Source organism: Phytohalomonas tamaricis, from assembly GCF_003012345.1.
Taxonomy (GTDB): Bacteria; Pseudomonadota; Gammaproteobacteria; order Pseudomonadales; family Halomonadaceae; genus Phytohalomonas; species Phytohalomonas tamaricis.
This window is the reverse complement of sequence record NZ_PVRV01000023.1, coordinates 22,596-42,679: the sequence shown is the minus strand read 5'-3', so window position 1 is coordinate 42,679 and position 20,084 is coordinate 22,596. Positions and strand designations below refer to the sequence as shown.

Here is a 20,084-nt window from a genome sequence, read left to right as displayed (position 1 = left end):
CTTCTTTAATCCTTATCAACCATATAGATAGGCCTTTGCTTGGATTCTACGTAAAGCCGCCCGATGTACTCACCCAGTACGCCTATTGAGATAAGCTGAATCGATCCGAAGAACAGCACTGCTGACATGATCGACGCATAGCCAGGCCATTCAACGCCCGCAATGACTGTATGGATAATAATCCCGACCATATAGATCAAACTTAGGAGAGCGATAACACCACCGATATACGACCAGATCCGCAGCGGCCACGTCGAAAAACTCGTCAGGCCATCAAGGGCGAAGTTCCAAAGTTTCCAATAGTTCCACTTCGTTTCACCAGCAAAACGCGCCGGACGATCATACTCGACGCCTGTAGATGGGTAACCTGGCCACGCGAACATGCCCTTCATGAATCGGTTGCGCTCCGGCATCTGCCTGATCACATCAACCACTCGACGGCTGATCAGGCGATAGTCACCCGCGTTCGGCGGGATGTAGGTATGCGAGAGGTGATTGAAGACCCGATAGAATAGACCGGCAGAAGCCCGCTTGCGGCGGCCGTCTTCCTCTCGACTAGCTCGCATGCCATAGACGGTGTCGTAACCCTCTTGCCACAACCGCACGAATTCATGGATCAACTCTGGCGGGTCCTGTAGGTCGACGTCGATCGGTACCACGGCATCGCCCTTGGCATGATCGAGACCGGCGGTCATTGCGGCCTCCTTGCCGAAGTTACGAGAGAGCTTCAGATAGCGAATGCTGTTGTCGTATGCGGCGGCGCGCTCGATCTCGGTGATGGTGCCATCAGTAGAGCCATCATCGATGAACAGTATTTCGAGATCAGCAGGCAAGCCAGCAAGCTTCAATTGAATTGCATCAAGAAACGGCCCGATTGACTCTTCTTCGTTCAGCACCGGAACGATGAGCGATAGTAAAGGTAATTGCTTTGATTCTTCCATGCGCACCTCTTATAAGCCGATCGAGCATGTATCAGCATCCGCTAAAAAAAGGCGACATAATGCCATAAGAATCGGACTATGCCGATACGCTTATTCTGTAATGAGGGGAATGCCACGCACTACCCGCCCCGCTACCTCCTTGCTCGCACTTCTCCGTTGTTTCTGCATTAAATTTGGCGGCTGACTTTCCCTATAAGCCTGGTAGCTACAGATGAGCTCAAGCCGTTCAATAATGTAATTACCACAACTTAACCCTCGGCAGTTCTTCCCACCGTGTCGTCCAACGCGGAGAGAGGTGCTCGCTGCGCAGATGCCAGGCGGCGCTATCGCCCGTCATACCCCACCGCACTGTCCCGCGCCCCTGAAGCTTGTTGATCTGATCCATAACAGCCATGAGCTTTTCGGAACGTGCCCGCTTGGCCTCGGTTATCGGCGTCTCGAATATCCCCAACTGTTGCTGGTCAGCGTCGATCAGGTCCAGCAGCATTACTCCTGCCTTGATAAACAGATACCCCTTACGATAAATCCTCTCCAAGCCAAACTGTGCCGCAGCAATAATATCTCGGCTGTCCGACGACGGGCGGGACAAGGCAACGACAACGCTGTTGCTGTACTGCGCCAAATCCAGCCGGTGCTGGTTGGTCTGCACGAACACCATCACCGCACGCGCAAGTGAGCGCTGATCGCGCAGCTTCTCGGCACCACGCTGAGCATGCTGGCGCACGGCCTCGCGTAGCTCGCCTGCGTCGCCTGTCAGTCTGCCAAATGACCGGCTGGTCATGATGTTCTTCTTCGGCTCGTTGAAATCGTTCATGTCGATCGCGGGAATGCCCCGCAACTCAAGCGCGGTACGCTCCAGCACGACGCTAAAATGCTTTCGAATCCGTTTAGGCTCGGCTTGAGCAAGATCCCATGCCGTATGAATGCCGAGATCCTTTAATCGAACCGTTATGCGTCCGCCAACCCCCCAAAGGTCACTGACTGGTGTGCGCTCAAGAAGAGCGCGGACATCTGGGCTATGCGCCGATTCGAAGATATGAACGCCCTGGGTCGCAGGGTTCTTCTTCGCGTACCGGTTTGCCAGCTTGGCCAGAGTACGCGTCGGCGCCACGCCGACCGATACCGGTATGCCGGTCCATTGCCGCACGGTCTGGCGCATGCGCTGGCAATGATTGGGCAGCGCAGCCGGATCGAAGCCGGCAAAGCCCAACCAGCTTTCGTCGACACTGTACGGTTCGACGTCCGGTGACCACTCTCGCAGCACGTTGAGCACCCTCGCGCTCATATCGCCGAACAATTCGTAATTGCTTGAGCACAGCACCAGACCGTAGCGCCACAAGCGTTTATCAAGCATGTGCGCCGGTGTGCCCATCTCGACGCCCAACTGCTTGAGCTCATTCGAACGCGCAATGATGCAGCCGTCATTATTACTAAGCACGCCCACAGGCACGCCCTCAAGGTGTGGTCGGAATACGCGTTCACAGCTCACATAGAAGTTATTGCAGTCGACCAAGGCAAACGGTCCACGCATGACACCGCCCCTTAAATCGTTTCGTGAATTACGCAGCGCACAACACCCCAGATCTGATACCCGTCATCGTTAAACGGGATCGGGGCATACTTCGGATTGGCGGAGACAAGGTAAGGCCGACCGTGGCGGATCTCAAAACGCTTGACGGTCATCTCGCCGTCGACCACAGCAATGACAATGCGGCCGGGGAGTGTCTCAAGCGATCGGTCAATGATAAGCGTGTCGCCAGGATGGATACCTGCTTCTAGCATGCTGTCACCATCGACCGTGACATAGAACGTCGCGCTGGGGTGACGAATGAAGCGCTCGTGAAGGTCGAGTGATCCACCGTCATAGTCTTGTGCCGGACTAGGGAATCCTGACAGCCCTGCCCGGGTAAACGAGATAGCATAGGGCAGCGCCAGGTGGCGAGGGTCAATCCGGGCGGGAATAAGGTTAGATACAGTGGCCATGGCACACCTCAGTTCCGAAACGTTAGTGCGGCTTTCAGCGGGCTGAGCATGTGCACGTTGACGTTAGGCGACTGTTGCCACGCCCTAATCGTGACTTTCCACTTGTCGAGCGTCTCGACGTCAGGCTCGTGTTGTAGGGTTATGTGGCTGCGTTGCGGCTCTTCGGCCGCAGAGGTGGTGCTGAGATTATCCATGATGGGCCCTCCCTGTTTTGATTTACTGTCTATATATACAGTAATCGGCAAGGACCAGGCTAGATTGAGGAGGCATAAGCAAAATTAGAGCATAAAAAAAGCCGGCGCTGAGGGGCCGGCATAAAAATTTCCATAGCACTGTACTATCGGCTGGCATTCGAGGTGTTTTAGCAATTACTTACAAATTGACTCGCACGGCACGCCATCTTTGTCGGCATCGAGTCGCGTCACACCACATTGCTGTAAGAAGTACGTAGCTTCTTCGCAGCTGCTCATCGCTCCGCATGTGGTCTTCGTGCCACATTCGTACTGTTGGGTAGTGGACTGCTCGAATACCGGATCGTTAGCCGCTGCAGTAGGCAATGGTGCCGGCTGGGCATCTTTCTCGACGTACGGATTGCCATGCCCCTGGATTGCGACAATGCGCTGGTTGCGTAGCTTCTCCCAGTTGTCGACGGGGTCCTGCTGGGCCCACACTTCAAACAGCCGCTGCTGCTGATCACTGACATTGATGCCGTACGTATCGCGCATATACCAGTAGGTCCGTGCTACGTCGCCGCGCACTTCGGGGCGGGGTTCGAAAACATCGACGGTGAAATCTACCTTGGATTGGCACTGGCCGTATTGGTAAGCATCCGCGCTGGTTGCCATGCCATAGCCGAGGTTCGAGCGATCACCATTCACCTCACCTATCGCCGGCACGAGATTAACCAAGTCCCCTTCTGCCCTGTTGAACTCTGGGTTGGTTGCTTCGCAGTTTGAGCGTCCACCGTCCTGCCAGCACTGCAACGCTCGGCCAAAATCGTAGGCCGGCATGATGTGCTCCCACTCAATTCTGTTTGCACGTGCTTCCTGTTTACGCACCTGGTACCCGCAGCTAGCGAGATCAGGCGTATTATCTGGACCCGAGTAGCTACAGCCGCAGTAGAACGTTGTCTTGTGATCCGCGAAGATCTCCCAGGCAACACGCTTGGCAGCATCAAATGAGGCTGGGGCGTCAGCAAAAACGGGAAATGCCAATAGGAATGGCAAGAAAGTGATGAAACGACGCATTAGTAGCGAGCCCGTGAAATTTTCAAGAGAACGTAACATTAAGCTGCCAGTGTAGGTGAGCCCTCTGCAGGGAAGCCATACATTCCATAGGAGCCATCATGTTCTCTACCCAAGCGCTACAAGTGCTAGTTCTCAAGCTTATGTGGAATTTCTTTGATGATACTGATAGCGACGAAGTGTGGCCTTAAATGATCTAGCGCTGCTGTAGTCGGCAAGCGCCAAAGATGGGATGAGTAAGGCAAGTGCAATGAAGCCGCGTAAGCCGGTCACCATCCAGTCGAGACCGTACGCACTACATACGTGTTGCCGCACATTTTGCATAGCGTATGAATCTCATTACAGCCCTTATACTCCATCCATACATCGAAATTTTCCCACTTCTTGGAGTCGTCAGGCCGTAGCTCACGTGTCTTGCACTTGGGGCAATACATTTCATGGCCGCCGTTTACTTCACGAAACTGTACCGGGTCGATTTGCATGGCGCTCCCTCCTCTTTCTTTTCCTATCGACCGGCACGCGCAAAGCTAAAGCCGCTCAGCAATGTGACATTGCAAAGGGGCCTTTTGATGGTGTGATTATATTGTGTGTGAATGCTGTCTTAAAATGTGACTGCGTGCACAATATGCACCCATATCAACTAGATAATCGTGGTTGCGTCCGGCGATTAGTATAATTAAAACAACAGGTTACTTTGTTTTTTCGCTTAGATTATATAACTTGAAAACCGGCAAGGGTTTATAGCCCTTCCAGGGTTCGAATCCCTGTCCCTCCGCCACTCGAACATTAAAAAGCCTCGTAAGCCTATGTGCTGCGAGGCTTTTTTCGTTCTCAGCTACTATCAACTGATCCTTCTTTTCCTCCTTATCAGTGATTCAATATTGCCTGCCGGTCTTTCAGTGTGACTCGATTTTGATTGAGGCTGGCTGGCGCCCTAGTTCAATCGTACCGCTTCTGCTTTCTTGATCCAGCGCACTCGGCCTTTGCGCTCTTGCAGCATTCGGCTCTTAACCGGATTGGGTAATTGCCAGTCAAGATGCACAATCATGTGGCAGTGTAATAGAGACCTAAAAGGGCTGCCGGTTGAACGGTCACAGTCAAGCCTCTCTGCAACGGTGCCTATGCTGATTAGTAGCGGCGCCGGTGTGCACTGGTGTTGCTCAAGTTATTAACCTTCTTGAGCCGCTCTTAAGCTGCACTTACGAGGATTATAGCAGTCGATCTTATTCACGAGCGCCTACCATGAAAGCCCAAATAAAAAGCCATGAGAGGATAAGGAAAAGTAAGTAGATCATCATTCACCTTCGGGTATTTATAACGCATGAAGGAGCGTGCCTCGCTATATGGAGAATATCGTCCTCCTCACAGATAACTGTGGTCATTCTTATAAAAAATGCGCCTTATGTCTGGCTTGTTTGTGGCATAACAAGCAATTAAAGCACCTCCATATACGGCAAGCTCATCACTCGCCCCCTCAATAATGCCGTGTTTTGTGGATCCTCATCCCAACCAGCAGGCAAAATTAAAGCCGCACATGGCGGCTTGTAGTTGCTTTCTATCGTAAGCGATCGATCTGTTAGGTCAGTCGGTCCACTTCTCAGTTAGCAGAGGACAATACAGCGCATCGCTCTCCTCATATTCACATCCTGCCCATGTAGCATAGAGCCATATGCTGCCAATAAACCCACCAATCATGAGCACAATCAATAAGCCCGCCGTTCGCCTCCGCATTTCCCCTCACTCCATATATTATCAGCTCATATAACGCTCAATGGCATCGTTACGCAGCAGGAATTCAAGGCCGAGCAGCCCAGCATGGCAAGCGGCAACAGTAGCGCGACCAGGTAGGCGACTGAGCAGACAGATGTGCGAGCCAGGTATGTCCCAGTCACTCCAAGCGTAATCATCAAGTCGACAGAGGCCCGAGTACTAGCGGCCTCAGTACAAGCGTGATACTCGATCCAATCTCTATCAGGCAGCGGGGAAGCGCACTGTTTGGCTGCCCCCGCCTGCTGCTTTTCATTATCGCAATGGACGCGGGTTCGAACTTATCGATGCCGTTGATCCTGATCATGACAGCAACGCCCATGAGCAGCGGCCAGGCAGTCATAGTGGGAGAAACCTAAATCCGTCATAGATCGCTTTTATTCGTCACCCAGCACCTGCCGCCTCGGGCTGTTTTACTAGCGCATGCGTACCACCACAGTGCAGACGCAAACATCCCTTCTTAATTCGTCTATGTGTACTTGGTATTTAGCAAAGCTCTCGTTTGCTCTGTCACCTGCTACTAGGTTCCCTGACTCAAGTACGTACATCTTGTCTCCTGGCTGGGGATCAAGATTGCCGAGCTTGTCTCGCGCTATCGATAGCTGGTCGCCTACTTCGAGGCTGGGTGATACGTTCATGCTGTGTCTCCTCCATAATGCTAGGTAAATGCATTTTTATAAGGTGCAGGGTACATATAGTTAGGTTAGGCCAAAGCCGCTCAGCAATATGACATTGCAAAGGGGCCTTGAATACTTATGACGATTTTTGTGTTGGATGGATATAACTTAAAAACCGGCGAGGGTTTATAGCTCTTTTAGGGTTCGAAGCCCTGCCCCTCCGCCACTTTCACAAAAGTTGTAGGTAGTTAAGGAAGAATTGATAACTAGCTGGCAATAGGCAGGAACACTAATAAGCAAGGCAGGTTATATGGAAATCATCTTTCTAGGGACCTCTGCTGGGGTGCCAACCAAAGTACGTAATGTGTCAGCCGTCGCGGTCAAGAGACAAAATTCCAAGCGTTGGTACCTAGTTGACTGCGGTGAGGCAACACAGCAGCAGTTATTACATACAAAGTTATCTTTAATCTGGCTCGAAGCCGTCCTGATTACGCATCTTCATGGTGACCACTGCTATGGGCTACCCGGTCTTCTATCCAGCGCCTCAATGGCAGGACGGAAAACGCCGTTACGTCTTATCGGCCCAGCCTCGATCAAGCACTTTGTTGATGCTATCCAGGCCGCAACAGCCTTGCATCTCACCTTCCCTATTGAATTCATTGACATTATCGATGTTGCACCGCCTATCAAGGGCGCGGATTTTAACATTGAGGCTGCCGAGCTTTCTCACGGTATCCCTTCGTATGGGTATGCCTTTACTGAAAATAACGTCGAACAAAAAATTGATAGTGCACGGCTTCAAGTTGTTGGCGTAGAGCCTGGCCCTGTGTGGGGACAACTCATCAGAGGTAATGATGTTCGACTAGAGGATGGTTCGATATTAAGAAGCGAGGATTATCTATTGCCGACAAGGCGCGCACGTAAAATTGTTATCGCTGGCGACAATGATATGCCTCAATTACTCACTGATATGTGTATTAGCGCCGACGTTCTGGTTCATGAAGCAACCTATACCCGGGAGGTTGTTGAGCGACTGGGGACTAACAATCACCATAGTACTGCCTTTGACGTGGCGAGCTTTGCACGCCAACACCATTTAAAAAATCTTGTTCTGACACACTTCAGCCCACGCTACCAATACGCAAGTGGAGCATCAATATCCATCGACACTGTCCGCAAAGAGGCTAAAGATCATTATCGGGGCAATTTATTCCTCGCCAATGATTTCGATATCTACCAGCTTTCACGCGAAGGTGTTTTGACACAAAAAACAATCTAGGAATTATTAGCTTTTCAACTTGCACCTCGCGGGCATGCTTTCTAGTCTTGAGAGAAAGAAAGACATGTTTACATGCTGCTTCATCATGTCAAAAGGAGGTGTCAGATGATTGGAGGAGAATCTCCGAGCCATGGCTCTACACGAGGGTTCACCAAGGGCCAAATGAATCGTGAAGGCGGTGTTGATCGTCACGGTAATCATGCCGACCCGCTTTTTGAACCGGGAGATCGTCCAGGTCATGCGGGTGAGTTCCAAGAGTGCGATCAGCATGGCCAGCTTTTGAGTGAGGATTACCGTATCCAGCTTGATTATGATGATGAGCCATTGCCGCCAACGCATGAGAAAGGCTACAAATGGCGCATGATGAATTAAGCAAACACCATGTTGCATCATGTTATACAGCAAAGCCCCGCCTAGTTTGCGGGGCTTTTCATGTTGAAAGGGTCATGGCTATTGCCACTCATTGAATGGAAGGGATTCCCATGAAACTAAGCATTTTAGGTGGCATATTAATTGCCGGCATGACGGGATGTGCTGCGCAGGACACTAGTTCTACTCGCTACCCTCAATTCGATCAGAATCGACAGACGACGACTTATCAAGGTCAACTTCAATGCGCGCATTGTCCGGATAAGCCGATAAGCCTGACATTGAGCGAGTCGACCGTTGCTGATCCGATGGAATACCTGCTGCGTATTCCTGGAGAAAAGGATCAATCGGGCACGGTATTTGAAACCATGGGCAACCTGCGTTACCCCAATCAGACTATCTATCAGTTAGTAGCGCCGCTTAACCATCCCGTAATGACCTTGTTGGCACTTGATAATGGCGTTATGAAAGTACTCAATTATCAGGACCCCGATAATGAGCTCACCGTATCTCAAGGCAGCAACAATATTCTTATGCAAACTCAGCAGTAACTGCTGACATATAAGCGGGTAGTTTCGCTGCCCGCCTCTAGCTAACCACAGCAAACTGTTCAATGCAGACGCAACCCGACGCGAATAACACGGTTTCCATCCACTTCGTTAACTACCCAATGAATGCCATGCCAATCGATGTCATCCCCAACCACGGGATATCCGCCGACTCGATGCGCAATGAACTCGCCAAGTGTACGATCGCGCTCACTCTCTGATAGCGTTAAACCATACGCATCGGCAACATCGCGCATGGGCGCATCGCCTTCCAGCGTAAAGGCACCATAAAACTCACGCTCCTGTCTAAGACGTGCCTCGCCATCAAATAATTTATTAAGGGCTGGCAGGTCATCACTGATGCCGATGACACATGCCAGATCATCATGCCGTAGTCGTGTACTGCCCTTGGGGTGGATCATCTGGCGATCGCGAAACAGCGCTGCAATAGTCGAACCTGAAGGAAAACGCAGCATGCGCAGCGGAATGTCCTCGACGCGTTTGCTATCGATACGGTAAATGAACATTTCATAATTATCGTCAGGCAGTACATCGAGTAAGCGCCTGCGTAGTGGCGTAACGCCTTCTGGCACTACGATTTTCAACCATCTTGCCAGCGGTGCCAATGTCGTTCCCTGCAGTAACAGCGAGATAAGCACTACGAAGAACGCCACATTGAAATAAAGCGCTGAATTTTCGACACCGGTAATGACAGGTACTATCGCCAACACGATAGGTACTGCACCGCGTAGTCCCACCCATGAAATGAATGTTAGCTCCTTCCAGCGGAAGCCAAAAAAAGGCCGCAAGCACAGCACGACGGCCAATGGCCTGGCAACGAAGATCAACGCCAAGGCAACCACCGCTGCAGGCACGGCGTAATCGAACATGGCGCTTGGGGTGACTAATAGACCCAGCGTGATGAAGAGTCCTATCTGACTAAGCCATGCCAGCCCGTCATTGACAGGTAAAATGAATTCAAGATGTCGGCCTCGCATGTTACCGATCAGCAGTCCCGCTAGATAAATCGCCAGAAAACCACTGCCGCCGAGCATATTGGTGATCGAAAAGAGTACAACCCCAAGAGCCACTGCCAGCAATGAGTACAGGCCAGGAGCCAGTTCAAGCCATTTAAGCAGTCGGCCAAACAACCAGCCAAAACCGATACCGAACGCCAGCCCGATACCAAATTGCTGAACAAACATGAATATTGTCGCGATGGGGCTTCCAAGCGACCCAATCAACATTTCGGACAGCATGATCGTCAGGAAGATAGCCATCGGGTCGTTGGTACCGGATTCTATTTCCAGCGTCGCGCCAACGCGTTCATTCAACTTGATACCGGCACCGCTCACCATCGAAAAGACAGCAGCTGCGTCGGTGGAGCCCACGATGGCCCCTACCAACAGCCCTTCGAGGGGAGAAAGCCCAAAGATCCACATGGCCACCAGTCCCGTCAGTCCACTGGTCAAAAAGACACCGAGTGTTGCCAGTGATAACGCTGGCCGTAGACCGACACGAAAGGTTTTCATCCGCGTGCGCAAGCCGCCATCAAACAGGATGATGGCTAAGCCAAGCTGACTGATAACGTTTGCCAATGCGTAGTTATGAAACTCGATGCCCAAGCCATCTTCACCAGCCAGCATGCCTATCCCAAGGAATAAAGGGAGCAAAGGCATACCGACCTTAGCCGAGACACGGCTCGCCAAGATGCTGAAAGTGACTAACAAGCCACCGACGAGATATAAGCTTTCAGGACCGTTCACATGTCTTTTTTCATAACGATGAGTGATAAGAACATTGTTGCACACCTGCACAATGGCATAAATCCGCAAATCAGAAACAACTCATCAAAAATAATGATGCCCCGACAAACAGAAGCTTTATTAATGTCTTTTCAAGCTATCCACCCAGCAAGGACGGCTCGCTAACGTTTCCCAATTCAGAGGGCCAAAAACATTCATTAACCATAATACCGCCCGGCAATGAAAGCGGTGTTGTTGCACGTCTGGCGGTGAGGCATGAAGACGATAGGCCTCATAAAACGCAGCACGGTGGATCTCATTATCTAGCAGTAATTCAAACAGGCTCCAGTCGAATTCAAGCGGTGCCCACAATAGCGCCTCCCAGTCGTTCCAGAACCACCCCGTGGCATTCCACATGAATTGATCGACTCGAAGATCAGGCAGGCTCCATACCGCCCTTGTCGGCACGGCAGGTAAGCGATCAGCCAGGCTACCAAGCTCGGTACGCCGTGTAGAACATGACAGATAGCGCTTAACACGCAGCGGCCATTGATCAAGGGCAAACGTACGTTCCAGCGGATGCCCCCATCCCGATACAGCTTCACGATGAAGGCGCCCAACATGATCGCCTAACAGCTCAGCAAATGTCGTCGTCCAATGGGCTACTGAAGCCGTCCGCCAAGGCAGGCTCCAAACGGGACAGTGCTGTAATTGCCCTAGATAGGTCATGGGTAGCGGCATGAGAGGCAACAAGGGTGGCAAGGCACCCGCCAAATGAGGAATCCGCTCTGCTATGCGCCAACGGTCGAAACCAAATAATGATGAGAGCCCATGCCAGAAGGCGTCCTGCTCCGGACGCATACGCGCCAGCTTGATCAGCTCCGGTGAGACACCTTCACTCTTCCACAGCCAGTTGGCGCTGTCCTCCCACGCTAGTGGCAATGGCGTTAACGCTAGTCCTGTAAACATTTCCATTCGTCGAGTCAATTCACTGCTTGGCCTCATGCATTCTCCTAGGCGTTTCTGCTCAACCCAAGATACACTAGCGCTTTCTGGATGGGGGTGCGTTCATGAATGTCATGAACGCTGAGAGTGGCGACACAACCCCTTGCACCTGATCCGGCTAATACCGGCGGAGGAAATGCCAGAACGTGCCGTGGCACGCCCTTCGCCTGCCTCGTCACGGAGTTTTCATGTCTGCACTCGGCGTGCGTATCGACGCTGCGCGTCTCAAATTTCGCGATCAGTGGTTATTTAAGGATATTGCCTGTGAGCTTCCAGCAGGCAGTTGGACCTGCCTGCTGGGACGAAGTGGCTGTGGCAAGAGTTCATTGCTACGCTTGATTGCCGGGCTACCGCTGCCTGAGACATCGCACATCGCTATCACCACTGATGACGGGCAGCCCTTGGCCGGGCGTGTCGCCTGGATGGCACAGCAGGATTTTCTGCTACCTTGGCGGCGTGTTATCGACAATGTCGTGCTAGGCCCTTCTCTGCGTGGCAAAATTCGTCGTTCCGATATCGAACGCGGTGAAGCCCTACTTGAGTCCGTTGGTCTCGCTGATAAACGTCATCAATGGCCAGCTGCCTTATCAGGTGGGCAACGCCAGCGTATTGCGCTTGCCCGCACATTGTTCGAATCTGCTCCTCTCATCATGATGGATGAGCCCTTCTCAGCACTTGATGCCATCACTCGGCTAGAGCTTCATGAATTGGCCGCCAGGTTACTGGCTTCGCGTACTGTTCTACTGGTAACGCATGACCCTTTCGAGGCGTTACGTCTTGCCGATCAGATGTTGATCTTTCAGGGCCACCCCGCCCACCTTGAACGCCTCGGCCCGCCACCGGGTGAGCGTCCTCGCGATCCGGCCGATCCCAGACTCAATGCCTGGCAAGCCCAGCTTTTACACTATCTACGCCATGAACCCGTTGCGGAGGCTGGCGATGAAGTTTTCTAGCACAACTCTGAAACCTCGGATGGTAACGAGCGTGAGCGCGCTCGCCGGCATAGGCTCTCTTTTGCTCGTCTGGCAGGCGCTGGTAAGTCTTGCCGGTTTGCCGCATTACATTTTACCCGGCCCGCTTACCGTTTTAGGTGCCCTGTATCAGTATCGAGATATGCTGATCCAGCATGGTTTAGTCACCATCCTGGAAATAATGCTCGGGTTTCTATTTGGCATAGGCATGGGCATGTTGACAGCGCTGGCACTGGCCAGCTTTCCCCCCTTGCGACGCACCCTATTGCCTGTACTGTTGATCACTCAAGCCATTCCTATCTTTGCTCTCGCACCCATTTTAATGCTGTGGTTCGGCTACGGTCTTCTCTCCAAAGTAGTGATGGCCACCTTGATCATTTATTTCCCTGTGGCTTCGACCTGCTATGACGGCCTGCGTCAGACCCAGCAGGGGTGGCTCGACTTGGCACACACAATGGGCGCCTCGAAATATATGATATTACTGCACATTCGCTTACCTGCGGCCTTGCCCTCGCTTGCTTCAGGGCTTCGCATGGCCGCCACCGCTGCTCCCATTGGCGCCGTGATTGGGGAATGGGTCGGCTCCAGTGCCGGACTAGGTTATTTGATGCTACAGGCTAACGGACGCATGCAGACTGATCTGATGTTTGCCGCCCTGCTGGTATTGATAGTGTTTTCCATTGCCCTTTACTTCGCTGTCGACGCGCTGATTCGTCGATTGATGCCCTGGAATCCGGATCGTATCCGTGCATCCGTTTCCGCTGGAGAATGAACAGATGATTTATTTATTACGCCGTCTGGCTGGAAGCTGTCTCTTGATGCTGAGTTTGATAGTTGCCCTGCCTTCCATGGCCGCCACCGGCTCAGGCACTACTGTTGCAACAGATAAAGTCCAGGACCCTGACCCGCTCGCACCGCCTCCATTACAATCGATGAGTATTATGCTCGATTGGTACGTCAATCCGACCCATGGCCCACTGATCGTTGCTCAGCAGAAAGGCTTTTTCAGTGAACGTGGACTTAATATCAAAATTTCCACCCCAGCGGACCCGAGTGCACCGCCTAAGCTGGTGGCGGCAGGCCGTGAAGACCTTGCTATCAGTTACCAACCACAGCTGCATCTACAGGTCGATCAAGGGCTTCCCCTGGTGCGTGTTGGCACTTTGATCGGCACACCATTGAATGTGCTGATGGTCAGGGACGACAGCAATATTCACTCAATAGCGGATCTCAAAGGCAAGACCGTTGGCTATTCGGTGGGCGGGGTCGAAGAAGTACTTCTCGACACGATGCTCAAGCACAGCGGCCTAAGTTTGAATGATGTAAAACTCGTCAATGTGAATTTCTCGCTGACCCCGGCATTGATCAGCCGAAAAGTCGATGCGGTTACCGGCGCATTTCGCAACTTCGAGCTGGCACAAATGGAACAGGAAGGTGTCAAGGGACGCCCCTTCTTCGTGGAGGAAGAAGGCGTGCCTAACTACGATGAACTGATTTTGGTCGCCAACAATAAAACGCTGATTGAGAAGAAAGCGCTTATTGCTCGTTTTCTTGATGCTATTGAAGATGCCACGATGTGGATTATCAACCATCCTGACGAAGGCTGGGACACGTTCAAATCCTATGATCCTGTGCTCGACAACGAGGTCAACAAGAAAGCCTGGTACGCCAGTATTCCTCGGTTTGCCTTACGCCCGGCAGCCATGGATGCTCGTCGTTATCTGGATTTCGAGGCGTTCCTCTTTGATCGCGGTATCGTTAAAAAACGCGCCTCGCTGGAAAAGTTGGCGGTTGATATCAACGCCCTCCCTTCCTCATAACAAAACACTTGTATCCATGCGTGGGCATCCTTATCTAATTAAGGGTGCCCATTAGCATGAAATTAATCGCCAAAACAGCCGACATACGTTAACCTATAAAAACTAAGTTAACTATAGTTAATCAGTTACCACTATGTTCAAATCTGCTTCAGACGAAGCCCTACGCACCCGCGCCACGCAAACCTTAGCTGGCGGTGGACGACGTCTTACACGTTGGCTTCCGTTTCTAGGTCCTGCGATGATTGCTGCAGTGGCTTATATCGATCCTGGCAACTTTGCCACCAATATCGAAGCAGGGTCACGCTATGGTTATACCCTGCTTTGGGTCGTACTCTGGGCAAATCTGATGGCCATGCTGATTCAAACGCTTTCGGCACGCCTCGGACTTGCCACAGGTAAAAACTTGGCAGAAGTCATTGGTGAGCGTTTTCCACGCCCTGTCGTCTGGCTATATTGGATACAGGCAGAGCTCGTCGCCATCGCCACTGACCTGGCGGAATTTCTTGGCGCTGCGCTGGCCTTCAATCTGCTTTTTGGGCTAAGTATGGTAGAAGGTGCACTGCTGACGGGCGCCATTACGTTTATCGTGCTTTATATGCAGCGTTTCGGTTTCAGGCTGATGGAAATGATTATTGGTGCCATGATCGTAGCGGTTGCTTGTGGCTTCTTTCTTGAGATCATTCTCGGTAAGCCTGACGCTGCCCCGCTTATCAAGGGGCTCATGATTCCTCATTTCCCTGATGGATATTCACTTTATCTCGCCGCAGGTATACTTGGGGCTACGGTAATGCCACACGTGATCTATTTACACTCAGCGCTGTCGCAAAATCGTATTCGCGTTACCGGCGATGCTGATCGTAAGCGGGTCATGGGTTATTACCGTATGGATGTCATTATTGGCATGGCACTGGCAGGCCTGATCAATCTTGCCATGCTCGCGCTCGCAGCATCCGTATTCTTCGGCCAAGGCCATACCGAAGTTGCTACTATCAGTGAGAGCTTTAAATTGCTGACACCACTGATGAATCAGGAACTGGCAAGCATCATTTTTGGTCTTACTCTACTGCTTGCCGGGCTTTCATCATCCATTGTCGGGACAATGGCAGGTCAAGTGGTCATGCAAGGATTCATGAAATTTACGATTCCGCTATGGCTACGCCGTCTGATCACTATGCTACCCGCACTTGTCATCATCATGGCGGGGCTTCCGGAGCAACAGGTACTAGTAGCCAGCCAAGTCGTGTTAAGCTTTGGTATTCCCTTCGCGCTTGTTCCACTTCTGGTGTTTACCGCTAATCGATCCCTGATGGGTAATCTCACTAACAAGCGTTACATCACTGTGATAGGTGCGTTGATCGCAGCGCTTATTATTGCGCTCAACTTTTATGTGTTATTTTTTACACTCCTTGGCGAGTGACAAGAGAGCCTCATGAACTTAACGCCACACCACGAGCACTTTGAACGGGTTCGCCAGGATCATCAGCGAGAACTTGTCGAAGACTATGTGGAAGAAATCGCCCACCTCCACCATCATCTTGGTGAGGCAAGAGCGAGTGATCTGGCGGAGCGCTTTGGTGTCAGCCCAGCAGCGGTATCCAAAGTCATTACACGTCTAAAACGTGATGGCTTAGTCAATGCGCGTCCTTATCGGGGAATATTTTTGACCGATCAGGGCGAAGACCTGGCGCAAAAAGTCGCCAAGCGCCATCAAGTCGTTCTTGAAACGCTGGTAGCCCTTGGCGTTCCAGATGCCGTTGCACGCGCTGATTCCGAAGGCATCGAACATCACTGTAGCGATGATACCGTCGAAGCGATGCGGCGCTTTTTAGCCAGTCTGCCCAACAGTATGCCCGTAAAGAAGCGATAGCTGCTACGCTGCCACCCTCGTGAAGTGCAAACGAACGGAAATAGTTATTTCCGCTCGTTTGTTCCTTGTTTGATTTGTAGTACACACTCCTACCATTCGAATGAAGTTTGACGCCCGTATTTGGCAAATAATGAACTTCACATCATTAGAATCAACTAAATTTAATATCTCGATTATCTGACCTATCCCATCATTTACCTATCTTGTCTCGGCGCTTGCTTCGGTGAGTATGCGCCGCAACCTGTCAAAGGAGCCCCTGTACAGCGATGACAGAACCGCTCATCAATCTTCATGCCCCATTTGCAGATACACCATTAATATTTATTGATCTTGAAACCACGGGGACGCGTGCAACCCGTGATCGCGTGACTGAAATAGCGGCTCTCAAGGTTATTGATGATGAAATTATTGATCGATTTGTGACATTGATCGATCCCGGCGTTGCGATCCCGCCTGCTATAGCCCGACTGACGGGCATTGATGATGAACTGGTTGCCGGTCAACCTCACTTTTCGGATATCGCCGAACAATTGCATCTTTGGCTCAGCGATGGATCGCTTGTCGCCCACAACGCCCGCTTTGATTACAGTTTCCTGCGTAACGAATTTCGCCGGTTAGGAATGGAATTCTCGACACGTGTCATCTGCACACTGCGCCTATCACGCAGTCTTTCTCCCGAGCATCGTCACCATAATCTGGATGCACTGATGCAGCGACACGGTATTGAAACCCACGCTCGCCATCGTGCGCTAGGTGACACTACTGCTCTGCTTGATCTGTGGCGTTGTTGGGCACGACATTACCCGGTAGAAGTTATTGAGCAGTATGCTTCCAAGCAGCAGAACAACCGTAACCTCCCTGCAAACCTTGATGCAGATTTACTCGAGGAAGTGCCCGCCAGGCCTGGCGTCTATCTTTTCTATGGGCACAACCATCTGCCTTTGTATGTAGGTAAAAGCGTTAACCTGCGTTCCCGCGTACTCAACCACTTCAGTAGTGATCATAGTAATGACCGTGAAATGCAGATCAGCCAGCAGGTTCAGCATATTGAGTGGAGAGAAACCGCAGGGGATCTCGGCGCGCAGCTGCTCGAAGCACAACTGGTCAAGCAGTTGTCTCCGATTTATAACCGACAACTGCGCAGACGTAGTACTCTGGTCAGTTGGTATTGGCCTGCCCAGGCAATGAATCCAGAGCTAGCTGATGGAAAAATGCTGGGCCATGCCAAGCATGGTGGTGAAGCTTACGGCACCTTCCGCTCACGCAAAGAAGCTACCCAGGCGCTCAAGGGAATCGCTGAAGAGCATAAACTTTGCCCTCAGGTGCTTGGTATCGAGCGTAGCAAGGGACGCTGTTTTGCTTATCAGATCAAGCGATGCAACGGGGCGTGTTGTGGCGTAGAGACGCTAGAAGAACATACTCAGCGCGCCCGCACGGCGCTGGAAAGATTACGTATCGCGCACTGGCCGTGGCCTGGACGCGTTGCGATCAAGGAGACAGGCCCCGCAGGAGACGAGGCCTATCATCTTGTGGATCACTGGTGCTATCTAGGCAGCTTTGCATCACTTGGCGAGATTGCCGCTCAGCGCGATAACGTCACCTTTGATGTAGACACTTATAAAATATTGCAGCGCTTTTTAAAAAATGATGATGCTAGCATCGAGATCGTTTGCCTGGATTGACGCCTTTAAGGCAAGAATCGCACTGTTTTCAGTCGAGAAAAGCCTCGACTTCTTCTTGAAAGCGCTCGGGCTGCTCGGCATGAAGCCAATGGCCCGCCTCTTTTAGCGTAACAATCTTGGCTTGCGGCAAAACCTGCTTAACCGCTGACAAGGTATCATCGCTGACATAATCGGAACGCCCCCCTCTCAGTACCAGTGCTTTACCCTCATAGGCCCCCGTACCACCAGGCGCCGCCACAATTGAATCATAATCCTGTTCGATATTGTCCAGGCCAACACGCCAGCTCAATTCACCCTGCTCGTTGCGTACAAGATTGGTCGCCAGAAACATGCGTGTTGCTGAGCTTTCAATGAACTCGGCCATAGCACTGTCGGCCTCCTTGCGATTTTTAGGTGGTTCTCTCTCCACACGGCGCATGGCTTGAAAGATGGTCTCATGGCCATGCTTGTAAGCAATCGGGGCAATATCAGCAACAATAAGATGTTCAATGCGCTGTGGTACCCGCCTTGCCATAGTCATGGCTACTTTCCCGCCCATTGAATGCCCAAGCAGGTCAAAACGTTCGATGCCTAGCAGATCAAGTGCGCCAAGTACATCATCAGCCATTGCCTCGTAACCCATGCCCTTGGCATGGGTAGAACGGCCATGATTACGCAGATCAACGGCAATAACCCGCCGAGTGACTTGCCAGTGTTTGATATGTGAGCGCCAGTTATCTGCACTGCCAAATAATCCATGCAGGATAACCAACGGCGGTGCTTTATCGCTGCCATTCTCATTTGACTTGGCCGTATCAACTAAATGCAGCTCAACGTCCATATTTGCTCCTTAATTATTTGGCAGCATCATATTAGCAAAGCGAATTATCTCACTAACCGTATAATCGCTTGGGCATCGAACGATAAGATTTCCCTATCGATCAATAGATGCAATGTTGCTGTGATATTTATGCTTATTTTTGGCTGCAGTACGCCGATAACCACAGTCCAGTGCTCGTATTGTCTTTCGTCTGGGTCAGCGCTTCTCGTCTACCGTGTAGGTGTCGGAAAACGTCAACAGGCGACGTAAAAGCCAACTCAGCAATACGCCGTAAAGCGGCAAAAATAGCACCAGACTTATAGCAAGTTTTACACAGTAATCAACCGTGGCAATTTCGATCCAGTGTTCTGCCATGAAGGGGTTGGGTCCGTTCCAAAACGCCACGAAAAAAAACGCGAAAGTGTCAACAAAGTTTCCCAATACAGTCGAGGCTGCAGGCGCTATCCACCAGGTTCCAAGCCGACGCAGGCGGTCAAAGACATGGATATCGAGCAACTGGCCCAACACGTAAGCCATGAAACTGGCTAGCGCAATACGCCCGACAAATAGGTTCCACTGGGTTAACGCCGTGAGCCCTCGATAGCTTCCTTCCTGAAAAAGGACTGAGAGCAGATAAGAAATCAGCAAGGCAGGCAACATAACCCAGCCAATAAGCTGTCTGGCGGGAGCTTTACCTAACAGGCGGACCGTGAGATCGGTTGCCAGGAAAATAAAAGGGAAACTAAAAGCGCCCCAAGTAGTGTGGAATCCAAACAGGGTAATAGGCAATTGAACGAGATAATTACTAGCGGCGATCACCGCAATGTGGAAGAACACCAGCGCAGCAAGTGCGTTATGAAGCTTCCGTTCAGGAAGGTAAATCATGGGCATTACCTTTTTAATCAAGGGGGTGAGGGAACCCCTGTACGAATGAGGGCCAAATGAAGGCGCGCAGTCTAAAGCGCTTACTCAGTAAGAGCAATCATAGGAAAAGGCTATTTAACTTAATAGTTGTTTAAGAAGTTGCGATGAAATAACGTTAAAGCGCTTGCTTAGACAATCATTACAAAATTATTGATCATTCGCTAAATAACACTTTGGGCCATGCTAAGAGGAATTTTTTAAATGAGCCTGTACGTTGATGCTCCTGCCGCATCATTAGGTTACGAAGTAACCATCGGTGATGCTGCGCCGCTGTTGAAAGCGATGGCAAACGAAAATCGTCTACGGATTCTCTGTCTGCTGCAGAATAAGGAACTCTCGGTTTCTGAACTCAATGCCAAACTTGAGCTCAGTCAATCGGCGCTCTCACAACACCTTGCTGTACTGCGTCGTGAGGGACTTGTCAGCACAAGACGGGCCTCGCAGACCATCTATTACTCACTGCAAGGCGAGCATGCGCAGGCCGTCATCAATACCTTGATCAACTTAAATCGTTAAAGATGGG

20 protein-coding genes and 1 riboswitch are annotated in these 20,084 nt (G+C 51.3%); of the genes, 10 read left to right on the top strand and 10 right to left on the bottom strand.

What is annotated here, in order from left to right:
- Positions 1–5: 5 nt before the first annotated feature.
- The 6 genes from C3Z11_RS11470 to C3Z11_RS11445 form a co-directional block, all read right to left on the bottom strand.
- Positions 6–941: a glycosyltransferase family 2 protein gene (locus tag C3Z11_RS11470; protein WP_106478095.1), complete on the bottom strand. Its 936-nt coding sequence runs from the start codon at positions 939–941 to the stop codon at positions 6–8.
- A gap of 238 nt (positions 942–1,179) precedes the next feature.
- A complete protein-coding gene (locus C3Z11_RS11465; RefSeq protein ID WP_106478094.1) occupies positions 1,180–2,472 on the bottom strand; it encodes a Y-family DNA polymerase in 1,293 nt (430 codons plus the stop codon).
- A gap of 11 nt (positions 2,473–2,483) precedes the next feature.
- Entirely contained in the window at positions 2,484–2,924 is a 441-nt protein-coding gene (locus C3Z11_RS11460; protein WP_106478093.1) for a LexA family protein, read from the bottom strand.
- An 8-nt stretch (positions 2,925–2,932) separates the two neighbouring features.
- A complete protein-coding gene (locus tag C3Z11_RS11455) occupies positions 2,933–3,118 on the bottom strand; it encodes a hypothetical protein (protein ID WP_106478092.1) in 186 nt (61 codons plus the stop codon).
- A 174-nt stretch (positions 3,119–3,292) separates the two neighbouring features.
- A complete protein-coding gene (locus C3Z11_RS11450) occupies positions 3,293–4,210 on the bottom strand; it encodes an endonuclease (protein ID WP_106478091.1) in 918 nt (305 codons plus the stop codon).
- 227 nt (positions 4,211–4,437) lie between these two features.
- The gene (locus tag C3Z11_RS11445) at positions 4,438–4,650 is read right to left on the bottom strand and encodes a hypothetical protein (protein ID WP_106478090.1); all 213 of its coding nucleotides are present in this window, start codon (positions 4,648–4,650) and stop codon (positions 4,438–4,440) included.
- 2,212 nt (positions 4,651–6,862) lie between these two features.
- Here C3Z11_RS11445 and C3Z11_RS11430 point away from each other — a divergent pair.
- From C3Z11_RS11430 to C3Z11_RS11420, 3 genes are all read left to right on the top strand, one after another.
- Positions 6,863–7,831 (top strand): ribonuclease Z, encoded by a 969-nt coding sequence (locus C3Z11_RS11430; RefSeq protein ID WP_106478087.1) that lies wholly within the window; start codon positions 6,863–6,865, stop codon positions 7,829–7,831.
- Between the two features lie 105 nt (positions 7,832–7,936).
- On the top strand, positions 7,937–8,203 hold the full coding sequence (locus tag C3Z11_RS11425) for a hypothetical protein (RefSeq protein WP_106478086.1): 267 nt from the start codon (positions 7,937–7,939) through the stop codon (positions 8,201–8,203).
- Between the two features lie 110 nt (positions 8,204–8,313).
- Entirely contained in the window at positions 8,314–8,751 is a 438-nt protein-coding gene (locus C3Z11_RS11420; protein ID WP_106478085.1) for a hypothetical protein, read from the top strand.
- Between the two features lie 59 nt (positions 8,752–8,810).
- Here C3Z11_RS11420 and C3Z11_RS11415 read toward each other — a convergent pair whose 3' ends face one another.
- Positions 8,811–10,514, bottom strand: coding sequence for a potassium/proton antiporter (locus C3Z11_RS11415; protein ID WP_106478522.1), 1,704 nt, complete (start codon positions 10,512–10,514; stop codon positions 8,811–8,813).
- A gap of 120 nt (positions 10,515–10,634) precedes the next feature.
- A complete protein-coding gene (locus tag C3Z11_RS11410; RefSeq protein ID WP_106478084.1) occupies positions 10,635–11,468 on the bottom strand; it encodes a hypothetical protein in 834 nt (277 codons plus the stop codon).
- 73 nt (positions 11,469–11,541) lie between these two features.
- Positions 11,542–11,651, top strand: a riboswitch (TPP riboswitch).
- Positions 11,652–11,686: 35 nt separating this feature from the next.
- Here C3Z11_RS11410 and C3Z11_RS11405 point away from each other — a divergent pair.
- From C3Z11_RS11405 to C3Z11_RS11380, 6 genes are all read left to right on the top strand, one after another.
- The gene (locus C3Z11_RS11405) at positions 11,687–12,451 is read left to right on the top strand and encodes an ABC transporter ATP-binding protein (protein WP_106478083.1); all 765 of its coding nucleotides are present in this window, start codon (positions 11,687–11,689) and stop codon (positions 12,449–12,451) included.
- Positions 12,452–12,482: 31 nt separating this feature from the next.
- Complete coding sequence (locus C3Z11_RS11400; RefSeq protein ID WP_317450672.1) at positions 12,483–13,241, top strand: ABC transporter permease; 759 nt, start codon at positions 12,483–12,485, stop codon at positions 13,239–13,241.
- Positions 13,242–13,287: 46 nt separating this feature from the next.
- Positions 13,288–14,289, top strand: a complete 1,002-nt coding sequence (locus tag C3Z11_RS11395) for an ABC transporter substrate-binding protein (RefSeq protein ID WP_106478521.1) — start codon at positions 13,288–13,290, stop codon at positions 14,287–14,289.
- Between the two features lie 133 nt (positions 14,290–14,422).
- Positions 14,423–15,706, top strand: a complete 1,284-nt coding sequence (locus C3Z11_RS11390) for an Nramp family divalent metal transporter (protein ID WP_106478081.1) — start codon at positions 14,423–14,425, stop codon at positions 15,704–15,706.
- Between the two features lie 12 nt (positions 15,707–15,718).
- Positions 15,719–16,156, top strand: a complete 438-nt coding sequence (mntR, locus tag C3Z11_RS11385) for a manganese-binding transcriptional regulator MntR (protein ID WP_106478080.1) — start codon at positions 15,719–15,721, stop codon at positions 16,154–16,156.
- 266 nt (positions 16,157–16,422) lie between these two features.
- Positions 16,423–17,838 (top strand): exonuclease domain-containing protein, encoded by a 1,416-nt coding sequence (locus C3Z11_RS11380; RefSeq protein WP_106478079.1) that lies wholly within the window; start codon positions 16,423–16,425, stop codon positions 17,836–17,838.
- Between the two features lie 28 nt (positions 17,839–17,866).
- Here the strand turns inward: C3Z11_RS11380 and C3Z11_RS11375 are convergent, their stop codons facing one another.
- Together C3Z11_RS11375 and C3Z11_RS11370 are read right to left on the bottom strand one after the other, a co-directional pair.
- A complete protein-coding gene (locus tag C3Z11_RS11375) occupies positions 17,867–18,658 on the bottom strand; it encodes an alpha/beta fold hydrolase (protein WP_106478078.1) in 792 nt (263 codons plus the stop codon).
- Positions 18,659–18,853: 195 nt separating this feature from the next.
- Entirely contained in the window at positions 18,854–19,522 is a 669-nt protein-coding gene (locus C3Z11_RS11370; RefSeq protein WP_106478077.1) for a 7-cyano-7-deazaguanine/7-aminomethyl-7-deazaguanine transporter, read from the bottom strand.
- 240 nt (positions 19,523–19,762) lie between these two features.
- Between C3Z11_RS11370 and C3Z11_RS11365 the strand changes: the two genes are divergently transcribed.
- Positions 19,763–20,077: an ArsR/SmtB family transcription factor gene (locus C3Z11_RS11365; protein WP_106478076.1), complete on the top strand. Its 315-nt coding sequence runs from the start codon at positions 19,763–19,765 to the stop codon at positions 20,075–20,077.
- Positions 20,078–20,084 lie beyond the last annotated feature (7 nt).

Bases quoted from the DNA above. Each gene is read 5' to 3' on its own strand.
- C3Z11_RS11470 (WP_106478095.1), bottom strand. From the start codon at position 941: ATGGAAGAATCAAAGCAATTACCTTTACTATCGCTCATCGTTCCGGTG.
- C3Z11_RS11465 (WP_106478094.1), bottom strand. From the start codon at position 2,472: ATGCGTGGACCGTTTGCCTTGGTCGACTGCAATAACTTCTATGTGAGC.
- C3Z11_RS11460 (WP_106478093.1), bottom strand. From the start codon at position 2,924: ATGGCCACTGTATCTAACCTTATTCCCGCCCGGATTGACCCTCGCCAC.
- C3Z11_RS11455 (WP_106478092.1), bottom strand. From the start codon at position 3,118: ATGGATAATCTCAGCACCACCTCTGCGGCCGAAGAGCCGCAACGCAGC.
- C3Z11_RS11450 (WP_106478091.1), bottom strand. From the start codon at position 4,210: ATGTTACGTTCTCTTGAAAATTTCACGGGCTCGCTACTAATGCGTCGT.
- C3Z11_RS11445 (WP_106478090.1), bottom strand. From the start codon at position 4,650: ATGCAAATCGACCCGGTACAGTTTCGTGAAGTAAACGGCGGCCATGAA.
- C3Z11_RS11430 (WP_106478087.1), top strand. From the start codon at position 6,863: ATGGAAATCATCTTTCTAGGGACCTCTGCTGGGGTGCCAACCAAAGTA.
- C3Z11_RS11425 (WP_106478086.1), top strand. From the start codon at position 7,937: ATGATTGGAGGAGAATCTCCGAGCCATGGCTCTACACGAGGGTTCACC.
- C3Z11_RS11420 (WP_106478085.1), top strand. From the start codon at position 8,314: ATGAAACTAAGCATTTTAGGTGGCATATTAATTGCCGGCATGACGGGA.
- C3Z11_RS11410 (WP_106478084.1), bottom strand. From the start codon at position 11,468: ATGGAAATGTTTACAGGACTAGCGTTAACGCCATTGCCACTAGCGTGG.
- C3Z11_RS11405 (WP_106478083.1), top strand. From the start codon at position 11,687: ATGTCTGCACTCGGCGTGCGTATCGACGCTGCGCGTCTCAAATTTCGC.
- C3Z11_RS11395 (WP_106478521.1), top strand. From the start codon at position 13,288: ATGCTGAGTTTGATAGTTGCCCTGCCTTCCATGGCCGCCACCGGCTCA.
- C3Z11_RS11390 (WP_106478081.1), top strand. From the start codon at position 14,423: ATGTTCAAATCTGCTTCAGACGAAGCCCTACGCACCCGCGCCACGCAA.
- mntR (WP_106478080.1), top strand. From the start codon at position 15,719: ATGAACTTAACGCCACACCACGAGCACTTTGAACGGGTTCGCCAGGAT.
- C3Z11_RS11380 (WP_106478079.1), top strand. From the start codon at position 16,423: ATGACAGAACCGCTCATCAATCTTCATGCCCCATTTGCAGATACACCA.
- C3Z11_RS11375 (WP_106478078.1), bottom strand. From the start codon at position 18,658: ATGGACGTTGAGCTGCATTTAGTTGATACGGCCAAGTCAAATGAGAAT.
- C3Z11_RS11370 (WP_106478077.1), bottom strand. From the start codon at position 19,522: ATGATTTACCTTCCTGAACGGAAGCTTCATAACGCACTTGCTGCGCTG.
- C3Z11_RS11365 (WP_106478076.1), top strand. From the start codon at position 19,763: ATGAGCCTGTACGTTGATGCTCCTGCCGCATCATTAGGTTACGAAGTA.